The 20,230-nt window shown below is 67.0% G+C and carries 17 protein-coding genes; 11 read left to right on the forward strand and 6 right to left on the reverse strand.

The window, feature by feature from the left end:
- Positions 1-10 precede the first annotated feature (10 nt).
- The 6 genes from NGK62_RS06545 to NGK62_RS06570 all read right to left on the reverse strand — a co-directional run bounded on the left by NGK62_RS06545 (position 11) and on the right by NGK62_RS06570 (position 6,236).
- Positions 11-1,006, reverse strand: a complete 996-nt coding sequence (locus tag NGK62_RS06545; RefSeq protein ID WP_118932369.1) for an ABC transporter ATP-binding protein — start codon at positions 1,004-1,006, stop codon at positions 11-13.
- Positions 1,003-1,983, reverse strand: coding sequence for an ABC transporter ATP-binding protein (locus tag NGK62_RS06550; RefSeq protein ID WP_059371606.1), 981 nt, complete (start codon positions 1,981-1,983; stop codon positions 1,003-1,005). Before NGK62_RS06550 ends, NGK62_RS06545 begins: the two co-directional genes overlap by 4 nt.
- 7 nt (positions 1,984-1,990) lie before the next feature.
- Complete coding sequence (locus tag NGK62_RS06555; RefSeq protein ID WP_059371605.1) at positions 1,991-2,905, reverse strand: ABC transporter permease; 915 nt, start codon at positions 2,903-2,905, stop codon at positions 1,991-1,993.
- Entirely contained in the window at positions 2,905-3,894 is a 990-nt protein-coding gene (locus NGK62_RS06560; protein WP_059371604.1) for an ABC transporter permease, read from the reverse strand. Before NGK62_RS06560 ends, NGK62_RS06555 begins: the two co-directional genes overlap by 1 nt.
- Positions 3,895-3,978: 84 nt before the next feature.
- Complete coding sequence (locus NGK62_RS06565) at positions 3,979-5,550, reverse strand: ABC transporter substrate-binding protein (RefSeq protein WP_059371603.1); 1,572 nt, start codon at positions 5,548-5,550, stop codon at positions 3,979-3,981.
- 188 nt (positions 5,551-5,738) lie between these two features.
- Positions 5,739-6,236: a MarR family winged helix-turn-helix transcriptional regulator gene (locus NGK62_RS06570; protein WP_054457381.1), complete on the reverse strand. Its 498-nt coding sequence runs from the start codon at positions 6,234-6,236 to the stop codon at positions 5,739-5,741.
- 369 nt (positions 6,237-6,605) lie between these two features.
- On the opposite strand from NGK62_RS06570, the gene NGK62_RS06575 reads away from it, so the two are divergent.
- The 11 genes from NGK62_RS06575 to NGK62_RS06625 all read left to right on the forward strand — a co-directional run bounded on the left by NGK62_RS06575 (position 6,606) and on the right by NGK62_RS06625 (position 20,226).
- The gene (locus tag NGK62_RS06575) at positions 6,606-8,828 is read left to right on the forward strand and encodes a ferredoxin family protein (RefSeq protein WP_251877769.1); all 2,223 of its coding nucleotides are present in this window, start codon (positions 6,606-6,608) and stop codon (positions 8,826-8,828) included.
- 13 nt (positions 8,829-8,841) lie between these two features.
- On the forward strand, positions 8,842-10,386 hold the full coding sequence (locus NGK62_RS06580) for an indolepyruvate oxidoreductase subunit beta family protein (RefSeq protein ID WP_251877771.1): 1,545 nt from the start codon (positions 8,842-8,844) through the stop codon (positions 10,384-10,386).
- Between the two features lie 26 nt (positions 10,387-10,412).
- Positions 10,413-11,390, forward strand: coding sequence for a PDR/VanB family oxidoreductase (locus NGK62_RS06585; RefSeq protein ID WP_251877773.1), 978 nt, complete (start codon positions 10,413-10,415; stop codon positions 11,388-11,390).
- Positions 11,391-11,413: 23 nt separating this feature from the next.
- Complete coding sequence (locus NGK62_RS06590) at positions 11,414-12,733, forward strand: aromatic ring-hydroxylating dioxygenase subunit alpha (protein WP_059371599.1); 1,320 nt, start codon at positions 11,414-11,416, stop codon at positions 12,731-12,733.
- The gene (locus NGK62_RS06595; RefSeq protein ID WP_118932372.1) at positions 12,730-13,221 is read left to right on the forward strand and encodes an aromatic-ring-hydroxylating dioxygenase subunit beta; all 492 of its coding nucleotides are present in this window, start codon (positions 12,730-12,732) and stop codon (positions 13,219-13,221) included. Before NGK62_RS06590 ends, NGK62_RS06595 begins: the two co-directional genes overlap by 4 nt.
- A gap of 9 nt (positions 13,222-13,230) precedes the next feature.
- The gene (locus tag NGK62_RS06600) at positions 13,231-14,865 is read left to right on the forward strand and encodes an AMP-binding protein (protein ID WP_251877775.1); all 1,635 of its coding nucleotides are present in this window, start codon (positions 13,231-13,233) and stop codon (positions 14,863-14,865) included.
- Entirely contained in the window at positions 14,862-16,028 is a 1,167-nt protein-coding gene (locus NGK62_RS06605; RefSeq protein WP_251877777.1) for a thiolase family protein, read from the forward strand. The genes NGK62_RS06600 and NGK62_RS06605 overlap by 4 nt, the downstream gene beginning before the upstream one ends.
- On the forward strand, positions 16,025-17,266 hold the full coding sequence (locus tag NGK62_RS06610; RefSeq protein WP_251877779.1) for an SDR family NAD(P)-dependent oxidoreductase: 1,242 nt from the start codon (positions 16,025-16,027) through the stop codon (positions 17,264-17,266). Before NGK62_RS06605 ends, NGK62_RS06610 begins: the two co-directional genes overlap by 4 nt.
- A gap of 43 nt (positions 17,267-17,309) precedes the next feature.
- Positions 17,310-18,095 (forward strand): cyclase family protein, encoded by a 786-nt coding sequence (locus NGK62_RS06615; protein WP_059371594.1) that lies wholly within the window; start codon positions 17,310-17,312, stop codon positions 18,093-18,095.
- Between the two features lie 62 nt (positions 18,096-18,157).
- Positions 18,158-18,886 carry an SDR family NAD(P)-dependent oxidoreductase gene (locus NGK62_RS06620; RefSeq protein WP_059371593.1) on the forward strand — a complete coding sequence of 243 codons (729 nt, stop codon included), beginning with the start codon at positions 18,158-18,160 and terminating at the stop codon, positions 18,884-18,886.
- Between the two features lie 188 nt (positions 18,887-19,074).
- Positions 19,075-20,226 carry an ABC transporter substrate-binding protein gene (locus NGK62_RS06625; protein ID WP_059371592.1) on the forward strand — a complete coding sequence of 384 codons (1,152 nt, stop codon included), beginning with the start codon at positions 19,075-19,077 and terminating at the stop codon, positions 20,224-20,226.
- The last annotated feature ends 4 nt before the right edge of the window (positions 20,227-20,230 follow it).

The following is a 20,230-nucleotide window of genomic DNA, read 5'->3' on the forward strand; positions in this document are numbered from 1 at the left end:
CGTCCGCGGGTCAGACCGAGATCCGCCCTTCCTGCACGGCGTGGCAGGCCACCACCGACACTCCCGCAGCCATCGCCACCGGCGCCTCGGACTTGCAGCGCTCGTTCGCATGCGGGCAGCGCGGATGAAAGGTGCAGCCCGACGGCGGGTTCAGCGGATTGGGCACCTCGCCCGCCACCGCGGTGCGCGGCTTGCCCGCGCCATTGATGTCGGGAATGGCCTCCAGCAGCATGCGCGTGTACGGATGCCGCGGCCGCGCGAACAGCTCGTCGCGCGGCGCCACCTCCACCATGCGGCCCAGGTACATCACCCCCACCCGGTCGGCCACGTGGTGCACCACCGCCAGGTTGTGGGAAATGAACAGATAGGTCAGCCCCAGGTTGCGCTGCAGATCCTTCATCAGGTTCAGCACCTGCGCCTGCACCGACACGTCCAGCGCCGAGGTCGGCTCATCGCACACCAGGAATTCCGGATTCACCGCCAACGCCCGCGCGATCGAGATGCGCTGGCGCTGGCCGCCTGAAAACTGGTGCGGATAACGGCCTTGGTCGGCCGGGTCCAGGCCCACCTGCTTGAGCAGCTCGCCCACGCGCGCGCTGCGCTCGTCAGGCGTCATGGCGGTATGGGTCAGCATGGGTTCGGCGATGATGCGCCCCACGCGCCAGCGCGGATTCAGGCTGGCATAGGGATCCTGGAAGATCATCTGCAGGCGCTTGCGCAAGGCGCGGCCGCCCGGCTCCGACATGCGCGACAGCGGTTGGCCGTCAAAGCGGATATCGCCGCGGGTCAGACCGTACAGCCCCACCAGCATGCGCGCCACGGTCGACTTGCCGCAGCCCGATTCGCCCACCAGCGCCAGCGTTTCGCCGCGCGCGATCTCGAACGACACCCCATCGACGGCGCGCAGCATCACGCGCGGCTTGCCCGCCAGCTTGCGTTCCAGCCACGGCGGCGACACATCGAACCAGCGCGCGGCGTCCTTTACTTCCACCAAGGGCGTCGTCATGCGGCCACCTTATCGTTGTTGTCGTGCAGCCAACAGGCCGCGCGGGACGTGCCGGCCGCCATCAGCTCCGGACGCTCCACGCCGCAGCGCGGCAGGCGCTGGCCGCAGCGCGGATTGAAGGCGCAGCCTGGCGGAATGGCGTTCAGGCGCGGCATGCTGCCATCGATCTGCACCAGCCGTTCGGAATGCCCTTCCAGCGACGGAATCGATCCCATCAGCCCCGTCGTGTAGGGATGGCGCGGCTTGTGAATCACGTCGGCCACCGGGCCGATCTCGGCCACGCGGCCCGCGTACATCACCGCGACGCGGTCGGCGGTCTCGGCGATCACGCCCATGTCGTGCGTGATCAGCATCACCGCCGTACCATTTTCGCGGCACAGGCGCTTGAGCAGTTCGATGATCTGCGCCTGGATCGACACGTCCAGCGCGGTCGTGGGCTCGTCCGCCACCACCAGCTTGGGTTCGGCCGCCAGGGCCAGCGCGATCACCACGCGCTGGCGCATGCCGCCGGAAAACTGGTGCGGGTAATGGTCGATGCGTTCCCGCGCGGCCGGAATGCCAGTCGATGCCAGCAGCTCCACCGCCCGTTCGCGCGCCTGGGACCAGCTCAAGTCCAGGTGCGTCACGATGGTTTCCGCCAATTGCCGGCCCACCGTGTACAGCGGGTTCAGCGAGGTCAGCGGATCCTGGAACACAGCCCCGATCTCGCGGCCGCGCACGCGGCGCATCTGCTCGTCGGGGAGGTTGTCGATGCGGCGGCCCGCCAGCAGGATCTCGCCCGCGGCGATGCGCCCCGGCGGCTCCAGGAGGCCGATGATGGATGCGCCGGTCAAGGATTTGCCGGCGCCGGATTCGCCCACTACGCCCAGGACTTCGCCAGCCTGGATGGAAAAGGACACGTCGTCCAGGGCGCGCAGCGTGCCGCGGCGCGTGGGGAATTCCACGCGCAGATTGCGGACTTCTAGAAGTGCGCTCATGTAAACCTCAATTCAGCCGGGGGTTGAGCGCATCGCGCAGCCAGTCGCCTAGCAAGTTGACCGACAGCACCAGCAGCACCAACGCCGCGCCGGGGAAGATGGTGATCCACCATTCCCCTGAAAACAGGAAGTCGTTGCCGATGCGGATCAGCGTGCCCAGCGACGGCGCGGTCGGCGGTACGCCTACGCCCAGGAACGACAACGTGGCTTCCGTGATGATGGCCGTGGCCAGATGCACCGTGGCCAGCACCAGCACCGGACCCAGCACATTGGGCAACACGTGGCGGAACATGATGACGGGCGAGGCTACGCCGATCACGCGCGCCGCCTGCACGTATTCGCGGTTCTTCTCCACCAGGGTGGAACCGCGTACCGTGCGCGCATACTGCGGCCAGCCCGCCAGCGCGATCGCGCCGATCAGCACCGGGAAGGCGATCAGCTCGTGCAGATCGCGCGGCACCGCCGCCCGCGCCACGCCGTCGATCAGCAGCGCGATCAGAATGGCGGGGAACGACAGCTGCACATCGGCGATACGCATGATGAAGGCGTCGATGCGCCCGCCCGCGTAGCCCGAGATCAGCCCCAGCACGATGCCGATCACCATGGACAGCAGCACCGAGGCCAGGCCGATCAGCAGCGACACGCGCGTGCCGTACAGAATGGCCGAGTACAGGTCGCGGCCCTGGCTGTCGGTGCCCAGCAGATAGGTGGGCAGGCCATTGGCCTCCCAGGCGGGCGGCAGCAAAGCGTCCAGCAGTTCCACCTTGGTCAGGTCGAACGGGTTGTGCGGCGCCACCCAACCGGCCCCGAAGGAGCCGATCAGCAGGAGCGCCAGCATCACGGTGGCGACGATGGCCACGGGCGCCCGGCGCCAGGCCCAGGCGATGTCGCTGTCCCACCAGCGTTTGAGTACGGCGCGCATCAGTGAGCCCCCCCGCCGCGGGTCAGCCCGGAACGCAGGCGCGGGTCCACGACAAAATACAAAAGATCGACGATCAGGTTGATCACCACGAACACCAGCGCAATCAGGCACAGGTAGGCCGCCATGACCGGCACGTCGGCGAATTGCACCGCCTGGATGAACAGCAGGCCCATGCCCGGCCACTGGAACACGGTTTCCGTGACGATGGCAAAGGCGATGATGCCGCCCAGCTGCAGGCCGGTGATGGTGATGACCGGCACCATGGTGTTCTTCAGCGCGTGGCCGAAGTGGATGGCGCGGCGCTTCAGGCCGCGGGCGCGGGCGAACTTGATGTAGTCCGAACGCAGCACCTCCAGCATCTCCGAACGCACCAGGCGCAGCACCAGGGTCATCTGGAACAGCGACAGGGTGATGGACGGCAGGATGAGATGCTTCCAGCCCGTGGCGGTGAACAGGCCCGAGGACCACCAGCCCACGCTCACGGTGTCGCCCCGCCCGTAGCTGGGCAGCCAGCCCAGTTGCACGGAGAACACCAGGATCAGCAGGATGCCGATCAGGAAGGTAGGCAGCGACACGCCCAGCAGCGAACCGGCCAGCAGCAGCTGGGACAGCAGGCTGTTGCGCTTGAGCGCCGTGTACACGCCCAGCGGCACGCCCACCAGCAGCGCCAGCAAGGCGGCCACCATGGACAGTTCCAGCGTGGCCGGCAGGCGGGATTTCAGCAGGGTGGAAACGGGTTCGCTCTGGCGCAGGGATATGCCGAAATTGCCCTGCAGGGCGTTGGCCACGAAATGGCCGAATTGGACGATGGCGGGCTCGTTCAGCCCCAGGCGCTCACGTAGTTCGATGCGTTCGGCATCGGTGGCGTCCTGCCCCAGCATGATGGTGACAGGGTCGCCGACGTATTGAAAAAGCACAAAGGCCAGTAGCGCGACGGTGAGCATCACCGCTACGGCCTGCAACAGGCGACGCAGTATGAAAGCAAACATAGGCGGAAAAGGCGTAACAGCGAAAACCCGTCGGCCTGTTCACCATGAACAGGCCGACGGGCTGCGCCGTTTGATTAGCCTGGATCAGTCAACCTTGACCCAATCGGCAACGAGGCGATTGTCGGCACGGTGGATGACCGTGACGTTCTTGCGCATGGCCCAGGGAATGACCTGGTCGTGCAGCGGGATGTGGCCGAAGTCCTTGGCGTGCCCTTGCAGCACGGTGATGATGTCGGCATCGCGCTTGGCCGGATCGGTTTCCGTCTTGATCCGGTCGATGATGACGTCCAGTTCCTTGTTGCTGTAGTTGCCCAGGTTGTACATGCCGTCAGCGCCCTCGCCCTTGGTGCGGATCAGGTTCTGCAGCGTGTACATGGCGTCGAACGTGGGCACGCCCCAGCCGAACAGGTAGGCGCTGGTGTCGAACGACTGCACCTTGGGGAAATAGGTGGAACGCGGCATGGCGTTCATGGTGGCCTTGACGCCGACCTTGGCCCACATGCCGACGACCGCCTGACAGATGGCTTCGTCGTTGATGTAGCGGTTGTTCGGGCAGTCCAGCGTGAAGTTCAGCGTGCCGTCGTAGCCGGCTTCCTTCAGCAGGGCGCGGGACTTTTCCGGATCATAAGGCACGCGCGCTTGCAGCTGCTGGGCCCAACCGTGCACCTGCGGCGCGATCATCGTGCCGGTGGGCGCGGACAGGCCGCGCATCACGGCGCGCTTGATGGCGTCCACGTCGATGGCGCGGTACAGCGCCTCGCGCACGCGGATGTCCTGGAACGGGTTCTTGCCCTTGATATTGGAGTACTGGAGTTCCGGACGCTTCTGGTCCAGGCCCAGGTAGATGGTGCGGTACTCGTTGCCTTCCACGACCTTGGCCGACTGGCGCAGGCGGTCCAGGTCCTGGGCGGCGGGATCCAGCACGAAGTCGATTTCGCCCGACAGCAGCGCCGCGGTACGCGTGGCGTTCTGCTTGATCGGCGTGAACACGACCTCGGTCACGTTGCCGACCTTGCCGCCCTTGTTCCACCAGTCCTTGTTTTCCTCGAACACCGTGCGCACGTCCACTTCGCGCGACTTCAGCTTGTAGGGGCCGGTGCCGTTGGTATTGCGCGCGGCGTAGGTCTCTTCCTTGTTGACGTAGTCCTGCGGCTTGGCGACGTTGTTCTTTTCCGACCAGGCCTTGTTCATGATGAACACGTTGGTCAGCTGGCGCAGCAGCACCGGATTGGGCGCCGAGGTTTCGATCTCGACCGTCAGGTCGTCGATCTTGCGCGCTTCCTTGATGCCGGTGGTGTAGGCCTTGTAGTTCGAGGTGGGCGCCATGGCGCGGTGGATCGAGAACACCACGTCGTCGGCGGTGAAGGCGGCGCCGTCGTGGAACTTCACGCCGGGGCGCAGCTTGAAGCGGTACAGCGTGGGCGAAACCTGCTCCCATTCCGTCGCCAGGCGCGGGTTGACCTTGAAGGACTTGTCGTAGTCCACCAGCGGTTCGTAGACATAGCTGTTGGCGGCGATGGTCATGCCTTCGTTCTGCGAGTGCGGATCGAAGGTGAGGATGTCGCCCTGGGCGGCCCAGCGGAAGGTCTTGGCCTGCCCGATCGTGGGCACGGCAACGGCGGCGGCGATCGCGATAGCAATCAAAGTGCGGCGCATAGGTTCAACTCCTGACTGTAGTCTGAATACCGGCGCGATATTGCCTAGCCGCAAGACCTCCGTCAATTGAGGGTTTATGCGTACCGTAGACGGTTTTCACAGAGGGAGAACCAATAGGGGACACATAAGCTTGTAACAAAATAATCGAAGTAAACAGTGTTGGGCATGCCGCCCGCCCCTGCCCCCGCCTATTCCTCGTCCGGCGCCGACAGTTCCAGCGGCACGTGCTCGGTCATCAGCACTTCCAGCATGTCGATCAGCATCGCGGCCTTTTCCTCGCCGAACGGGGCGAGCACTGCCTTCTGGTGCTGCAAGGCCTGTTCGCACAGCGCGGCGATCAGGTTGGTGCCCTTGGTCGTGATGCAGACCCGGGTCTGGCGCCGGTCCGCCCGCACGCCCGTGCGCGCCACCAGCCCTTCGGCCTCCATGCGCTGCACCACCTTGCTCAAGGTCGGCTGCTTGGTAATCGCCAGCACCGCCAGCGTGCCTATGGTTTCACCGGGACTGCCCTCCAGGCTGGCCAGCACCCGCCATTCGGTCACCGACAGGCCGGCCGCCTTTACCTGGAGATGGAATTCCGCCGAAATGCGCTGGCTGGCCTGCGCCAGCAGATAGGCCAGATAGCCATCGACGAAGCGACCTTTGTGCGCCGCCGCGTCCGTGTCCCGCTGCTTGTCCAACCGCATGTTGCTTTGCTCCCACGCACCGGAAACCAGGGCCGACGCGGCCCGACGAAATGCGCATTGCACCACGCTGGCGCAAACGCGCGCCATGATGTGCCGCAATGCTGTTGCGCAGCACAGGGTATACCCGGAATCGCAACCCGTTTTTGCACCACTACAGCGCCGGAACAGCGCTGCAAACTAGAGAACAACGAGTATATACGTCATTGTTTTAGCGTGATATTTTTTGTTTTCCATGAAATTTCATCTTTTTTATTGACAGCTAAAACGTTGACTCCTAAAGTATTTTTAAGACGAGATTTCCCTGACGTGACGATGCTGCAAAGCAGCAACCATTGAGGACCCGCAGGCCGGGCCGCGAAGGAGTGCCAGATGGCTGAAAGGTCTTTCAAGAAAGAAGTCCAGCAGTTGCGCATCGGCGCGGGCGAAGAGTTCCGCGGAGAAGGCATTCTTGCGGTCACCAAGGCCTTGCTGCAGTCCGGCGTGGGCTACGTCGCGGGCTACCAGGGTTCGCCGATCTCGCATCTGATGGACGTGCTGGCCGACGCCAACGACATCCTCCAGGAACTGGGCGTGCACTTCGAGGCCAGCGCCTCCGAAGCCACCGCGGCGGCCACGCTGGCCGCCTCGGTCATGTATCCGATCCGCGGCGCGGTCACCTGGAAGTCCACCGTGGGCACCAACGTCGCGTCCGACGCGCTGGCCAACCTGGCTTCCGGCGGCGTCACCGGCGGCTCGCTGGTCATCGTGGGCGAGGATTACGGCGAAGGTTCTTCCATCATGCAGGAACGCTCGCACGCGTTCGCCATGAAGTCGCAGATCTGGCTGCTGGATCCGCGCCCCAATCTGGAAAGCATGGTCAAGGCGGTGGAAGACGGCTTCGAACTGTCCGAAGCCAGCAAGACGCCCGTGATGCTGCAGCTGCGCATCCGCGGCTGCCACGTGCACGGCCGCTTCATCGCCAAGGAAAACAAGCGTCCCGCCTTCTCGCTGGCGCAGGCGCTGGAAAGCCCGGCGCGCGACACCAGCCGCATCGTGCTGCCGCCTGCCTCCTTCCTGCATGAGCAGGAAAAGATCAAGGAACGCTGGCCCGCCGCTATCCGCTACATCAAGGAGCACAAGCTCAACGAGCACTTCGACGGCGACCAGGACGATATCGGACTGATCCTGCAAGGCGGCCTCTACAACGGCGTCATCCGCGCCTTGCAACTGCTGGGCCTGGCCGACAATTTCGGCAACAGCCGCATCCCGCTGTACGTCATGAACGTGACGTACCCGGTGATCGAGGACGAGGTCATCGATTTCTGCCGCGGCAAGCGCGCCGTGCTGCTGCTGGAAGAAGGCCAGCCGGACTACATCGAACAGAACCTGCACACCGTGCTGCGCCGCGCCGGCATCGACACCAAGCTGTCCGGCAAGGACGTGCTGCCGATGGCGGGCGAATACACCACCCAGGTCATGCGCGACGGCCTGCGCGAATTCCTCAAGCGGCAGCGCCCGGAATCGCTGCAGACGCACCCCGCCGCCGCCGCCGACGCCCAGGCCGCGGCAAGCCAGCTCCAGATCACCGAAGTGGCGCGGCCCAAGCCCGCGCGTCCGGCCGAGCAGCCCATCACCTTCCACAAGCACGTCGAAGGCCTGGCGGCCGTGGTGCCGCCGCGGCCCGCGGGCTTCTGTACGGGCTGTCCGGAAAGGCCGATCTTCTCGGCCCTGACCCTGGCGCAGGAAACGCTGGGCCAGCACCACATCTCCTGCGACATCGGCTGCCACCTGTTCTCGATCCTGCCGCCGTTCAACCTGGGCGCCACCACCATGGGCTACGGCCTGGGCGCCTCCAGCGCGGCGGCCTTCAACGTGCCGGCCGCCAAGCGCCCCATCTCCATCATGGGTGACGGCGGCTTCTGGCATAACGGACTGTCCTCCGGCATCGGCAACGCGGTGTTCAACAAGTACGACGGCGTCATCGTCATCGTCGACAACTTCTACGCCTCGGCCACGGGCGGGCAGGACATCCTGTCCTCGCGCGCCGAAAATCCGGACCGCTCCACCAACAACCCCATCGACCAGGCCGTGCGCGGCGTGGGTGTGAAGTGGGTGCGCACGCTGGACCGCACCTATGACGTGGCCAAGGTGCGCGCCACCATCGAAGAGGCGCTGACCACCGACATCAAGGGTCCCAAGGTCATCATCGCGCAATCGGAATGCATGCTGAACAAGCAGCGCCGCATCAAGCCGCTGTTCAACAAGGCGGTGAAGGAAGGCAAGCGGGTGGTGAAGGAACGCTTCGGCGTGGACCCCGACGTCTGCACCGGCGACCACGCCTGCATCCGCCTGTCGGGCTGTCCGTCGTTGACGGTCAAGGACAGCGGCGACCCCTTGAAGGAAGATCCGGTGGCGCACGTGGAAAGCAGCTGCGTGGGCTGCGGCAACTGCGGCGAAGTCGCCCATGCCGCGGTGCTCTGCCCGTCCTTCTACCGCGCCGACATCGTCCACAACCCGACCGGCCGCGACCGTTTCCTGGCGCGCATGCGCACCGCCGTCATCGGCTTCCTGCAACGGCGCCGCGCCGCGCGCCTGGCCCACCACGCCCTCTGAGGATTCCAGTTCCATGAACCCGGCCGCTATGCAACAAGCCAATCCGATCAAGATCGCCATCCTGGCCATGGGCGGCCAGGGCGGCGGCGTGCTGGCCGACTGGATCGTCGACATGGCCGAGCACGCCGGCTGGTGGGCCCAGACCACCTCGGTGCCGGGCGTGGCCCAACGCACCGGCGCCACCATCTACTACCTGGAACTGCTGCCCGAAGCCGAAGTGCAGCGCGCCGGACGGCAACCCGCGCTGGCGCTGATGCCCACCCCGGGCGACGTCGACCTGGTGGTCGCCGCAGAACTGATGGAAGGCGGCCGCGCCATCCAGCGCGGACTGGTCACGCCGGAACGCACCGTGCTGCTGACTTCTTCGCACCGCAGCTACGCCGTCAGCGAAAAATCCGCGCCCGGCAACGGCATCGCCGATCCCAACAAGGTGCTGGAAGCGGGCCGCGCCGCGGCCAAACGCTTCCTCTGCTTCGACCTGCAGGACCTGGCCGACCGCGCCGGCAGCGTCATCAGCGCCAGCCTGTTCGGCGCGGTGGCCGGCAGCGGCGCCCTGCCCTTCTCGCGCGACGACTTCGAAGCCACGGTGCGGCGCGCCGGCCTGGGCGTGGAAGCCAGCCTGCGCGCCTTCGCGCTGGGCTACGAGTCCGCCGACCAGGCGCCCGCGCAGCCGGCTCCCATCGATCTGGCGCGGCCGGTGCCGACCGTGCCGGAACGCGCCGCCAGCCCCAAGGCGCAGGCCCTGCTGGACACGATCAAGCGCGACTTTCCCGCCTGTGCGCAGCCCATGCTGGCCGCGGGCACGCGCCGCCAGATCGAATTCCAGGACCTGGCCTATGCCGCCGAGTACCTGCGCCACATGAAGGCCATCCGCGACCTGGACGCCGCGCATGGCGGCGAGGCCCGGCAATGGGCGCTGACCTGTGCCGCCGCGCGCTACGTGGCCACGGCCATGGCCTACGACGACGTGATCCGCGTCGCCGACCTGAAGACCCGCGCCACGCGTTTCGACCGCGTGCGCCAGGAAGTCGGCGCGCGCCCGGACCAGCTGGTCTACACCACGGAATTCATGCACCCGCGCCTGGAAGAAATCTGCGGCACGTTGCCGGCGGGCCTGGGCCGCTGGCTCGAAGGCTCCAAGGCCTTCGGCGGCTTCGTCGAACGCCGCCTGGGCCACGGCCGCCGCATGCAGAGCGGCACGCTGGGCGGATTCCTGATGCTTTACACCCTGGCGGGCATGCGGCGCTTCCGCCGCAGCACGCTGCGCCATCAGACCGAGGCCGCCGGCCTCACGCAATGGCTGGACCTGATCGCCCGCCTGGCCCCGCGCGACTACGCGCTGGCCGTCGAAACCGTCAATTGCCGCCGCCTGGTCAAGGGCTATAGCGACACCCACGTGCGCGGCGGCGGCAAGTACCGCCAGCTGATCGCCGCGGCGGAACAACTGGCCGGCCGGCCCGACGCCGCCGAGACGCTGCGTTCGCTGCGCGAAACCGCGCTGGCCAACGAAAAATGCGGCCCCATGGAACGCCAGCTGGCTGAAAAGCTGGCGGCCTGAGACAAGCAAAGATAGGGACAAACGCCGTGCAGACACTGAAACTCATCGTCCGGGAAGTCCGGCAGGAATCGCCGCTGATCCGCTCGTTCCGGCTGGCGCGCGAGGACGCCGGCCCCCTGCCCGCCTTCGGACCGGGCGCGCACCTGAAGGTGACGGTGCCGGGCCTGCGCGAGCCGCGCTGCTATTCGCTGGTGCAGTTGGCGCCGGAAGCCGGCAAGTTCGCCCAGCCCGCGGAATACCGGCTCGGCGTGCGCCTGGAGGAAACCAGCCAGGGCGGCTCGCGCCACATGCATGCGCTGGCCGAGGGCGACACGCTCACGGTCGAAGGCCCGAAGAACGATTTCCCGCTGCACGAATCGCCTGCCGGCGACGAACCCGTGGTGCTGATCGCGGGCGGCATCGGCATCACGCCGGTGGCCTCCATGGCCGCCGCGCTCAAGGCCGCGGGCCGCGCCTTCCATTTGCATTACTGCGGCCGCAGCAAGGACCAGCTGGCCTTCCTGCCCGAACTGCAGGCCCTGGCCGGCGATGACCTGAGCCTGCACGCCGACGACGATCCTTCCTGCCGCTTCGACCTGCAGGCTCTGCTGGACGCGTCATCGCCGCGCCAGCACCTGTACGTCTGCGGCCCCAAGGGCCTGATCGACGCGGTCATCCAGGGCGCGCACGCGCGCCACTGGCCCGACGCCCATATCCATTTCGAACTCTTCGCCACCGCCGCGCCGCAGGCCGGCGACCAGCCCTTCGAAGTCGAGCTGCGCCAGTCCGGCCGGGTGCTGACCATCCCCGCCGACAAGACCATCATCGACGTCATGGAAGAAGAAGGCTGCGACCCGATGTACGACTGCAAGCGCGGCGAATGCGGCGTCTGCCAGGCCACCGTGCTGGAAGGCGAACCCGACCACCGCGACTACTACCTCTCGGACACCGAGAAGGCCAGCGGCAAGATCATCCAGATCTGCATCTCGCGCGCGAAATCGGCGCGCCTGGTGCTGGACCTGTAGCCCCGACGCAAGGAAGCGCCATCATGGCCAAATACCGCGACAACCCCGACGCCATCCGCGCCCTGCTGCGCGACACCGAGGTGCACAAGGACCTGTTCATCGACCAGGAGCTGTTCGAGCTGGAGATGGAGCGCCTGTACGCCAACACCTGGGTCTACGTCGGCCACGACAGCCAGGTTCCCAATCCGGGCGACTACATCACCACCACGGTGGGCAACCAGCCGGTGGTGATGGTGCGCCACAGCGACCGCACGGTGCGGGTGCTGCACAACCGCTGCCCGCACAAGGGCACCATGGTGGCGGGCGACGCCTGCGGCAACACCGGCAAGTTCTTTCGCTGCCCCTATCACGCCTGGACCTTCAAGACCGACGGCAGCCTGCTGTCCATCCCGCTGAAGAAGGGCTACGAGAACACCGGCCTGGAAAACTGCGAAGCGAGCCAGGGCATGGCCGCCGTGAAGGACGTGAAGAACCATCGCGGCTTCGTGTTCTGCCGCCTGAACCCGGAAGGCCAGTCCTTCGAGGACTTCTTCGGCGAGTCCCTGTCCACCCTGGACAACATGGTGGACCGCTCGCCCGAAGGCCGGCTGGAAGTCGCCGGCGGCGTGCTGCGCTACATGCACCGCTGCAACTGGAAGATGCTGGTCGACAACCAGACCGACACCTGCCACCCGATGGTGGCGCACGAGTCCTCGGCAGGCACCGCCGTGAAGGTCTGGGAACAGGCGCCGGAAGGCACGCCCAAGCCCATGGCCGTCGAGTTGTTCGCGCCCTTCATCTCGCCTTACGAGTTCTTCGAGAACATGGGCATCCGCGTGTGGGAGAACGGCCACGGCCATACCGGCGTGTCGGACTCCATCCATGCCTCGTATTCCGGCATTCCGGGCTACTGGGACTCCATGGTGGCGGCCTACGGCGAGGACCGCGCCAAGCAGATCCTGGGCGACGTGCGCCACAACACCGTGTATTTCCCCAACATCATGGTCAAGGGCCCGATCCAGACGCTGCGCGTGTTCAAGCCGATCGCCGCCGACCGCACGTTGGTGGAGTCCTGGACCTTCCGCCTGGTGGGCGCGCCCGACCTGCTGCTGGAGCGCACGCTCATGTACAACCGCCTCATCAACGCGCCGACCTCGGTGGTCGGGCACGACGACCTGGAAATGTACGAGCGCGCCCAGGACGGCCTGCAATCGCGGGCGCGGGACTGGGTCAACGTGGGCCGGCTGTACTCGCCCGACGAGGTCGGCCAGAAGAACGTCGCCACCAATGGCACCAATGAATGGCAGATGCGCAACCAGTACCGCGCATGGGGCCGCTACATGACCGGAGCGGAGTCGGTATGAGCGCAAGCGACCGCGAGTTGATCGATTTTGTCTACGCCGAGGCGCGCATGCTGGACGAGCTGCGCTTCGAGGACTGGCTGAACCTGTACACCGAAGACGGCTATTACTGGATGCCGCTGGCCCATGGCCAGACCGATCCCAAGCTGCACGCCTCGCTCATGTACGAAGACAAGCTGCTGCTGCGCGTGCGCGTCGAGCGCCTGGCCGGCCAGCGCACGTTCTCGCAACAGCCCAAGAGCCGCTGCCATCACCTGCTGCAGGCGCCCATGGTGGAACACGGCCATCCCGATGCCGCCCCCGCCGAAGGCCGCCACGTGGTGCGCACCGCCTTTCATTACGTCGAGACGCGGCAGGACGCGCAGACGCTGTACGCGGGCTGGGCCACCCACCATCTGGTGGAGCGGGACGGCGCGCTGCGCATCCGGCTCAAGCGCGTGGACCTCGTCAACTGCGACGCGGCCTTCGGCAATATCCAATTGTTCATGTAGGAGCGGCTTGTGAGCACCACGGTCCATCAGGCATTCCGCGACACCGCGGCCCGCTACGGCGCCCAGCCCTTCCTGTGCATCCTGCCGGAAACGGCGCAGGCCTACGGCATCGCCGCGGGCGAACTGAGCTACGCCCAGGCCGCCGAGGCCATCGAAGCCCTGCGCACGGCCTATGCCCGCGCCGGCTACGGCCATGGCCACCGCGCCGGCCTGCTGCTGGAAAACCGCCCTGCCTTCTTCCTGCACTGGTTCGCGCTGAACGCGTTGGGCGTGTCGGTGGTGCCCATCAACCCCGACCTGCGCGCAGCGGAACTGGAATACCTGACGGGCCACTCCGAGATCGCGCTGGCCGTGGCGCTGCCCGAGCGCCACGCCGACCTGCTGGCCGCCGCAACCCGCGCCGGCCGCGAACTGCGCGTGATGGGTCCCGATGATGCCCCTCCCGCCGCACCGTTCGCCGCGCCGCTGGCGGGCCGCGAGCCCGATGTCCTGACCGAATGCGCCCTGCTCTACACGTCCGGCACCACCGGGCGGCCCAAGGGTTGCATCCTGCCCAACCGCTATTTCCTGCACGCCGGAGGCTGGTACGCCCGCATCGGCGGCTTGTGCGAGCTGCGCCCGGGACAGGAACGCATGCTGACGCCGCTGCCCCTGGTCCACATGAACGCCATGGCGTATTCGGCCATGGCCATGCTGCTGACCGGCGGCTGCCTGATTCCGCTGGACCGCTTCCACCCGAAGACCTGGTGGGACAGCGTGCGCGACTCGGGCGCGACGGTGCTGCACTACCTGGGCGTCATGCCCGCCATCCTGATGAAGGCCGAACCTTCGGCCCGCGACAAGCAGCCTGCCATCCGCTTCGGCTTCGGCGCGGGCGTGGACCGCAAGCTGCACCAGCCGTTTGAAGAGCGCTTCAGCTTTCCGCTGCTGGAAGCCTGGGCCATGACAGAGACCGGCGCGGGCGCCGTCATCATCGCAAATCATGAGCCGCGCCACATCGGCAGCAGCTGCTTCGGCCGCGAGGAAGACGACGTGCTGGTGCGCATCGTCGCCGACTCCGGCTTGGAGGCCGCCGCCGGCGAACCGGGCGAACTGCTGGTGCGCCACGCCGGCGACGACCCGCGCTACGGCTTCTTCGCCGGCTACCTCAAGGACGAGGACGCGACCTCCCAGGCCTGGGAAGACGGCTGGTTCCATACCGGCGACATCGTGCGCCGCGACGCCGATGGCGCGCTGCGCTTCGTGGACCGCAAGAAGAACGTGATCCGCCGCAGCGGCGAGAACATCTCCGCCGTGGAAGTGGAAAGCGTGCTGCTGCAGCATCCGCTGGTGAAGGCCGTGGCGGTCGCCGCCGTGCCCGACGCGGTACGCGGCGACGAAGTGCTGGCCTGCGTGGTGCCCGAGAGCCTGCCGGCCGAGGGCGCCGCAATGGCCGAGGCCGCGCGCAGCATCGTGCAATGGAGCCTGGAACAACTGGCCTATTACAAGGCCCCCGGCTACGTCGCCTTCGTCGACAGCCTGCCGCTGACCACCACCAACAAGATCCAGCGCGGCGAAATGAAAGCCCTGGCGCCCACGCTGCCCGGCACGGCCCGCTGCGTGGACACCGGCCACATGAAGAAACGCCAGGAGCCCGCGCGATGAGCCGCCTGGGCTATGACGGCGTAGTGGCGGCCCTGCCCGTCACGATTCCGTACGAACGCTATTCCACCCGTGCCGCCCACTGGTGGCTGGGGCGGGCGCTGGGCGCGCTGATCCGCCAGGCCGGCATCGCCAAGACCGAGGTGGACGGACTGTGCGTGTCCAGCTTCACGCTGGCCCCCGACACTGCCGTCGGCCTGGTGCAGCACCTGGGCATGAGCCCGCGCTGGCTGGACCACATCCCCATGGGCGGCGCCAGCGGCGTGGCCGCCTTGCGCCGCGCGGCCCGCGCCGTGCAGGCGGGCGACGCCAGCATCGTCGCCTGCATCGCAGGCGACACCAACCACGTGGACTCGTTCCGCAACACGGTCAGCCAGTTCTCACGCTTCGCGCAGGACGCCGTCTATCCCTATGGCGCGGGCGGACCCAACGCCAGCTTCGCGCTGCTGACCGCCAACTACATGCGCACGACCGGCGCCACCCGCGAGGACTTCGGCAAGCTGTGCGTGGCGCAGCGCGACAACGCCCTGCGCTATCCGCACGCGTTGATGAAAAAGCCGCTGACGCTGGCCCAGTACCTGGACGCCCGCGTCATCACCGACCCGATACACCTGTTCGATTGCGTGATGCCTTGCGCCGGCGCCGACGGCTTCCTGGTCATGAGCGAAGACCGGGCGCGCGCGCTGAACCTGCCCTACGCCCGCATCCTGTCGACCATCGAACGCCACAACGCCTGGACCGAGGACCCGATCCAGACCCGCGGCGGCTGGACCGTGGACCTGGACGAGCTCTATGGCCAGGCTGGCGTTCAGCCCGGCGACATGGATTTCCTGCAGGCCTACGACGACTACCCCGTCATCAACCTGATGCAGATCGAAGACCTGGGCTTCTGCCCCAAAGGCGAGGCGCCGGACTTCGTGCGCCGCCACAGCTTCACCGTGGACGGCAGCTTTCCCTTCAACACCAATGGCGGCCAGCTGTCGGTAGGCCAGGCCGGCGCGGCCGGCGGCTATCTGGGCATGGTCGAGGCGCTGCGCCAGTTGAGCGGCACGGCCGGCGGCACGCAGGTGGCCGACGCCCGCCTCGGCATGGTGAGCGGCTTCGGCATGATCAATTACGACCGCGGGCTGTGCACCGCCGCGGCCATCCTGGGGAGCCACGCATGACCGAACCCTTGGCCAAGCCGCCCCGCAAGAATCCGATCGCCCGCACCCGCCAGCCGACGCTGCCGCCGGGCTGGCGCAGCCGCAGCGCGCTGGGGCTGACCGCCGCCGCCGCCGAGGGCCGCTTCGACCTGCAGACCTGCGCCGACTGCGGCGCGGTCCAGTACCCGCCCCGCGAGGTCTGCGGCCAATGCCTGTCCGAGCATCTGCCCTGGCGCCCGGCCGATCCCAGCGGCGTGCTGCTGGTCAGCACCACCCTGCATCACAGCAACGACCTGTATTTCCGCGAACGCCTGCCCTGGCGCGTGGGCACGGTGCGCATGACGGCCGGCCCCTCGGTGGTGGCGCACGTGCACCAGGACTGCGCCGACGGCGACCGCGTGCGCCTGGCGCTGAAGCTGGACCGCAGCGGCCAGGCCGTGATGATCGCCCTGCCTGAAAGGAATACGCCCAACATGGAAGACGACAAGACCCTGCGCGAAACCTCGTGCGATCCGAAGTTCCGCCGCGCGCTCGTCACCGACGGCAAGTCGGCGGTGGGCCAGGCGGTGGCACGCGCCTTGCTGGACGCCGGCTGCCCGACCGTGTTCCTGGGCGACCCGCAGGCCTGGAAGCGCGACGCCGCCTACGACGCGCTGGCGGCCGACCCGCGCGTGCAGGCGGTGGTGCTGGACGTGACCGATACCGATTCGGTCGAACGCGTCGCCGCCTCCATCGGCGGCAAGGTCGAGATCCTGGTGAATACCGCCGACCTGGAACGCGAAGGCGGGCTGCTGAACCGCAAGGACGTGAATACGGCGCGCGACGCCATGGATGTGAACGTGCTGGGGCTGATGCGGCTGGCGCAAAGCTTCGGCCCGGCCCTGTGCGGACGCGCCGCGGACGGCGTGAACAGCGCCACGGCCTGGGTCAACGTGCTGTCGATCTACGCCCACGTGAACCTGCCGTCGCGCGGCATGTGGTCGGCGTCCAAGGCGGCCGCGCTGTCCCTGGCGCAATGCCTGCGCGCCGAGATGCGCGGCGCGGGCGTGCGGGTGGTGAACGTGTTCCCCGGGCCGGTGGATCACGAATGGGAGCAGCGCACGCCGCCCCCGCGCGTGGCGCCCGCGGCGATCGCCACCGCCATCGTGCGCGCGTTGAAGGATGGCATCGAGGACGTCTATGTCGGCGATGTCGCGCAGGAATTCCGCGCCCGGCTGGCGGAGAACCCCAAGGGACTGGAACGGGAACTGGGAGCCTGACGGCCCGCCGCCCCGACAACGCACGAACCTAAAGGAACAGCACATGAGCCAAAACATTCTTGCCCAATTCATGGCCGAACTGGTGTCCGGCCGCATCCGCGTGGTGGACCTGACCGAGACGCTGACGCCGGAATTCCCGACCATCGTGCTGCCGCCGGAGTTCGGCCAGGCCTGGCCGTTCCGCATCGAGGAGATCTCGCGCTACGACGAGCGCGGCCCCGCCTGGTACTGGAACAACTTCTCGTGTTCCGAGCACACCGGCACCCACTTCGACGCGCCGGCCCACTGGGTCACGGGCAAGGACCTGCCCGACAACACGGTGGACACGATTCCCATCGAGGCCTTCATCGCCAGCGCCTGCGTCATCGACTGCTCGGCGGAGTCCCGCGACAACCCGGACTTCCTGCTGACCATCGACTTCGTGAAAAAGTGGGAAGAACAACACGGCCGCATCCCCGCGCGCTCCTGGGTGCTGATGCGCACCGACTGGTCCAAGCGCGCCAAGCCCGCCGACTACCTGAACCTGCAGGAAGACGGCGCGCACTCGCCCGGCCCGGACGCCGAAGTGGTGCCATGGCTGATCAAGGAGCGCGACGTGCACGGTTTCGGCACCGAGTCGATCGGCACGGATACGGGCCAGGCCCATCACCTGAATCCGCCCTATCCCTGCCACTACTACATGCACGGCAACAACCGCTACGGCCTGCAATGCATGACCAACCTGGACCAGCTGCCGCCCACCGGCGCGGTGATCTTCTCGGCGCCGCTCAAGATCCGCAGCGGCTCGGGCAGCCCGCTGCGCGTGCTGGCGCTGGCGCCCAAGGCCTAAGCCGGCCGCACCTGAGCCGGCCGCGCCTGAGCCGGTCTCACGACAACAACAGGGGGATATCCATGACGCACACCAACGTCGCCATCGTCACCGGCGGCAGCGCCGGCATCGGCGCCGAAATCTGCCGCAGCATGCTGGACGCAGGCTACGAAGTGATTTCCATGGCGCGCCGCGCCGCCGACTTCAGCCACCCGCGCCTGCACAACGTGCAGGTGGACCTGCTGGACGCCGAGGCCACCGCGCAGGCGGGCGCCGAAGCCGCCGCCCGGTTTCCCATCAGCCACGTCATCCACAACGCCGGCGTCATCTGGCCCAACCTGCTGCCGCAGGTCACGCAGGAAGAACTGCACGGCCTGACCCAGATCCACCTGGGCGCGGCCATCAGCCTGGTGCAGGCCGCCCTGCCCGGCATGCAGGAGCGCAAGTTCGGCCGCATCGTGATGATGTCCTCGCGCGGCGCGCTGGGCCTGCCGACCCGCACCGCCTATTCGGCCACCAAGGCCGGCATGGTGGGCATGGCGCGCACCTGGTCGCTGGAGCTGGCGCCCTATGGCATCACGGTCAACGTGGTGGCTCCCGGCCCGATCCAGACCGACATGTTCTACGAGGTGATCGAGCCCGGCAGCGAACGCGAGAAACAGCTGGCAGCCGGCATACCGGTCAAGCGCCTGGGCCGCTCCGACGACGTGGCGCGCGCCGTCATGTTCTTCTCGGATCCCGCCAACAGCTTCGTCACCGGCCAGACGCTGTTCGTCTGCGGCGGCGCCAGCGTCAGCTCCATCACCATCTGAACGCGCATCGCGCGCGCTGCTTCGGGTTTTGACGGATAGGTAAGCACTGCGGACCAGGTCTACAGTGCGAGCCTGCGCACAGAAAGTTTAAGCAACAAGTATTAAAGCAAACCAAGCAAGCACAGAAGTACCGTTTTCTCCGTTTTCCAGCCGCACCCCCACCCTGCTCCCTATCCGGAGGTTTTGCCATGCTGTCGAAGAAACTCCCCCTGGCCGCTGCCGCCGCGGTAGCCGCGCTGTTCGCCCTGCCCGCCCTGGCCCAAGTCAAGGTCGGCGTCGTTACCTCATCCACCGGCCCGACGGCCCTGGTGGGGATTCCCCAGAAGAACACCGTGCCGCTGCTGCCGAAGAAGATCGGCGACCTGACCGTGGAATATATCTCGCTGGATGACGCCAGCGATTCCACCAACTCGGTGACGGCCTTCAAGAAGCTGATTTCGGAGCAGAACGTGGACGCGCTGATCGGCCCGTCGGGTTCGCCCAACGCCATGGGCGTGATCCAGTTCGCGGCCGAGGCCGGCGTGCCGATGCTGGCGCCGGTGGGCACCGCCGCCGTCGTGCTGCCCATGAACGACCAGAAGAAGTGGGTCTTCAAGACCACCCAGAACGACGACATCATTGCGCGCGCGCTGGTCGACCACATGGCCAAGACCGGCATCAAGACCGTCGGCTTCATCGGCCTGAACGATCCCTACGGCGAGAACTGGTACAAGGTCTTCTCGGGCCTGGCCGCCGAAAAGGGCATCAAGATCGCCGCCAACGAACGTTATCTGCGCTTTGACAGCTCGGTCACCGGCCAGGCGCTGAAGATCCTGGCCGCCAAGCCGGACGCCGTGTTGGTGGCCGCCCCCGGCGCCGCCAGCGTGCTGCCGCAGACCACCCTGTTCGATCAGGGTTACAAGGGCAAGTTCTACCAGACCCACGGCGCGGCCCTGCCCGACTTCCTGAAGCTGGGCGGCAAGAAGGTTGAAGGCACGGTGCTGGCCGCCAGCCTGATGCTGGTGCTGCCGGAAATGCCGGACAGCAACCCGTCCAAGAAGGTCGCTGCGGACTACATCGCCGCCTACGAAAAGCTCAACGGATCCAAGCCCGCCACCTTCGGCGCCAACGTCTACGACGCCGGCCTGCTGCTGGAAAAGGCCGTGCCGCTGGCTGAAAAGGCCGGCAAGCCGGGCACCAAGGAGTTCCGCAGCGCGCTGCGCGATGCCCTGGAACAGACCAAGGAGCTGGTCGGCACGCAAGGCGTCTACAACATGACGGCTGCCGACCACAGCGGCTTTGACGATCGCGGCCGCGAGCTCATCACCGTCAAGGACGGCGCCTGGAAGCTGATTAAGTAACCCC

This window comes from Achromobacter sp. Marseille-Q4954, assembly GCF_943737025.1.
Taxonomy (GTDB): Bacteria; Pseudomonadota; Gammaproteobacteria; order Burkholderiales; family Burkholderiaceae_B; genus Achromobacter; species Achromobacter bronchisepticus_A.

Coding starts and splice junctions, on each gene's coding strand:
- NGK62_RS06545 (WP_118932369.1), bottom strand. CDS start 1,006: ATGACGACGCCCTTGGTGGAAGTAAAGGACGCCGCGCGCTGGTTCGAT.
- NGK62_RS06550 (WP_059371606.1), bottom strand. CDS start 1,983: ATGAGCGCACTTCTAGAAGTCCGCAATCTGCGCGTGGAATTCCCCACG.
- NGK62_RS06555 (WP_059371605.1), bottom strand. CDS start 2,905: ATGCGCGCCGTACTCAAACGCTGGTGGGACAGCGACATCGCCTGGGCC.
- NGK62_RS06560 (WP_059371604.1), bottom strand. CDS start 3,894: ATGTTTGCTTTCATACTGCGTCGCCTGTTGCAGGCCGTAGCGGTGATG.
- NGK62_RS06565 (WP_059371603.1), bottom strand. CDS start 5,550: ATGCGCCGCACTTTGATTGCTATCGCGATCGCCGCCGCCGTTGCCGTG.
- NGK62_RS06570 (WP_054457381.1), bottom strand. CDS start 6,236: ATGCGGTTGGACAAGCAGCGGGACACGGACGCGGCGGCGCACAAAGGT.
- NGK62_RS06575 (WP_251877769.1), top strand. CDS start 6,606: ATGGCTGAAAGGTCTTTCAAGAAAGAAGTCCAGCAGTTGCGCATCGGC.
- NGK62_RS06580 (WP_251877771.1), top strand. CDS start 8,842: ATGAACCCGGCCGCTATGCAACAAGCCAATCCGATCAAGATCGCCATC.
- NGK62_RS06590 (WP_059371599.1), top strand. CDS start 11,414: ATGGCCAAATACCGCGACAACCCCGACGCCATCCGCGCCCTGCTGCGC.
- NGK62_RS06595 (WP_118932372.1), top strand. CDS start 12,730: ATGAGCGCAAGCGACCGCGAGTTGATCGATTTTGTCTACGCCGAGGCG.
- NGK62_RS06605 (WP_251877777.1), top strand. CDS start 14,862: ATGAGCCGCCTGGGCTATGACGGCGTAGTGGCGGCCCTGCCCGTCACG.
- NGK62_RS06610 (WP_251877779.1), top strand. CDS start 16,025: ATGACCGAACCCTTGGCCAAGCCGCCCCGCAAGAATCCGATCGCCCGC.
- NGK62_RS06615 (WP_059371594.1), top strand. CDS start 17,310: ATGAGCCAAAACATTCTTGCCCAATTCATGGCCGAACTGGTGTCCGGC.
- NGK62_RS06620 (WP_059371593.1), top strand. CDS start 18,158: ATGACGCACACCAACGTCGCCATCGTCACCGGCGGCAGCGCCGGCATC.
- NGK62_RS06625 (WP_059371592.1), top strand. CDS start 19,075: ATGCTGTCGAAGAAACTCCCCCTGGCCGCTGCCGCCGCGGTAGCCGCG.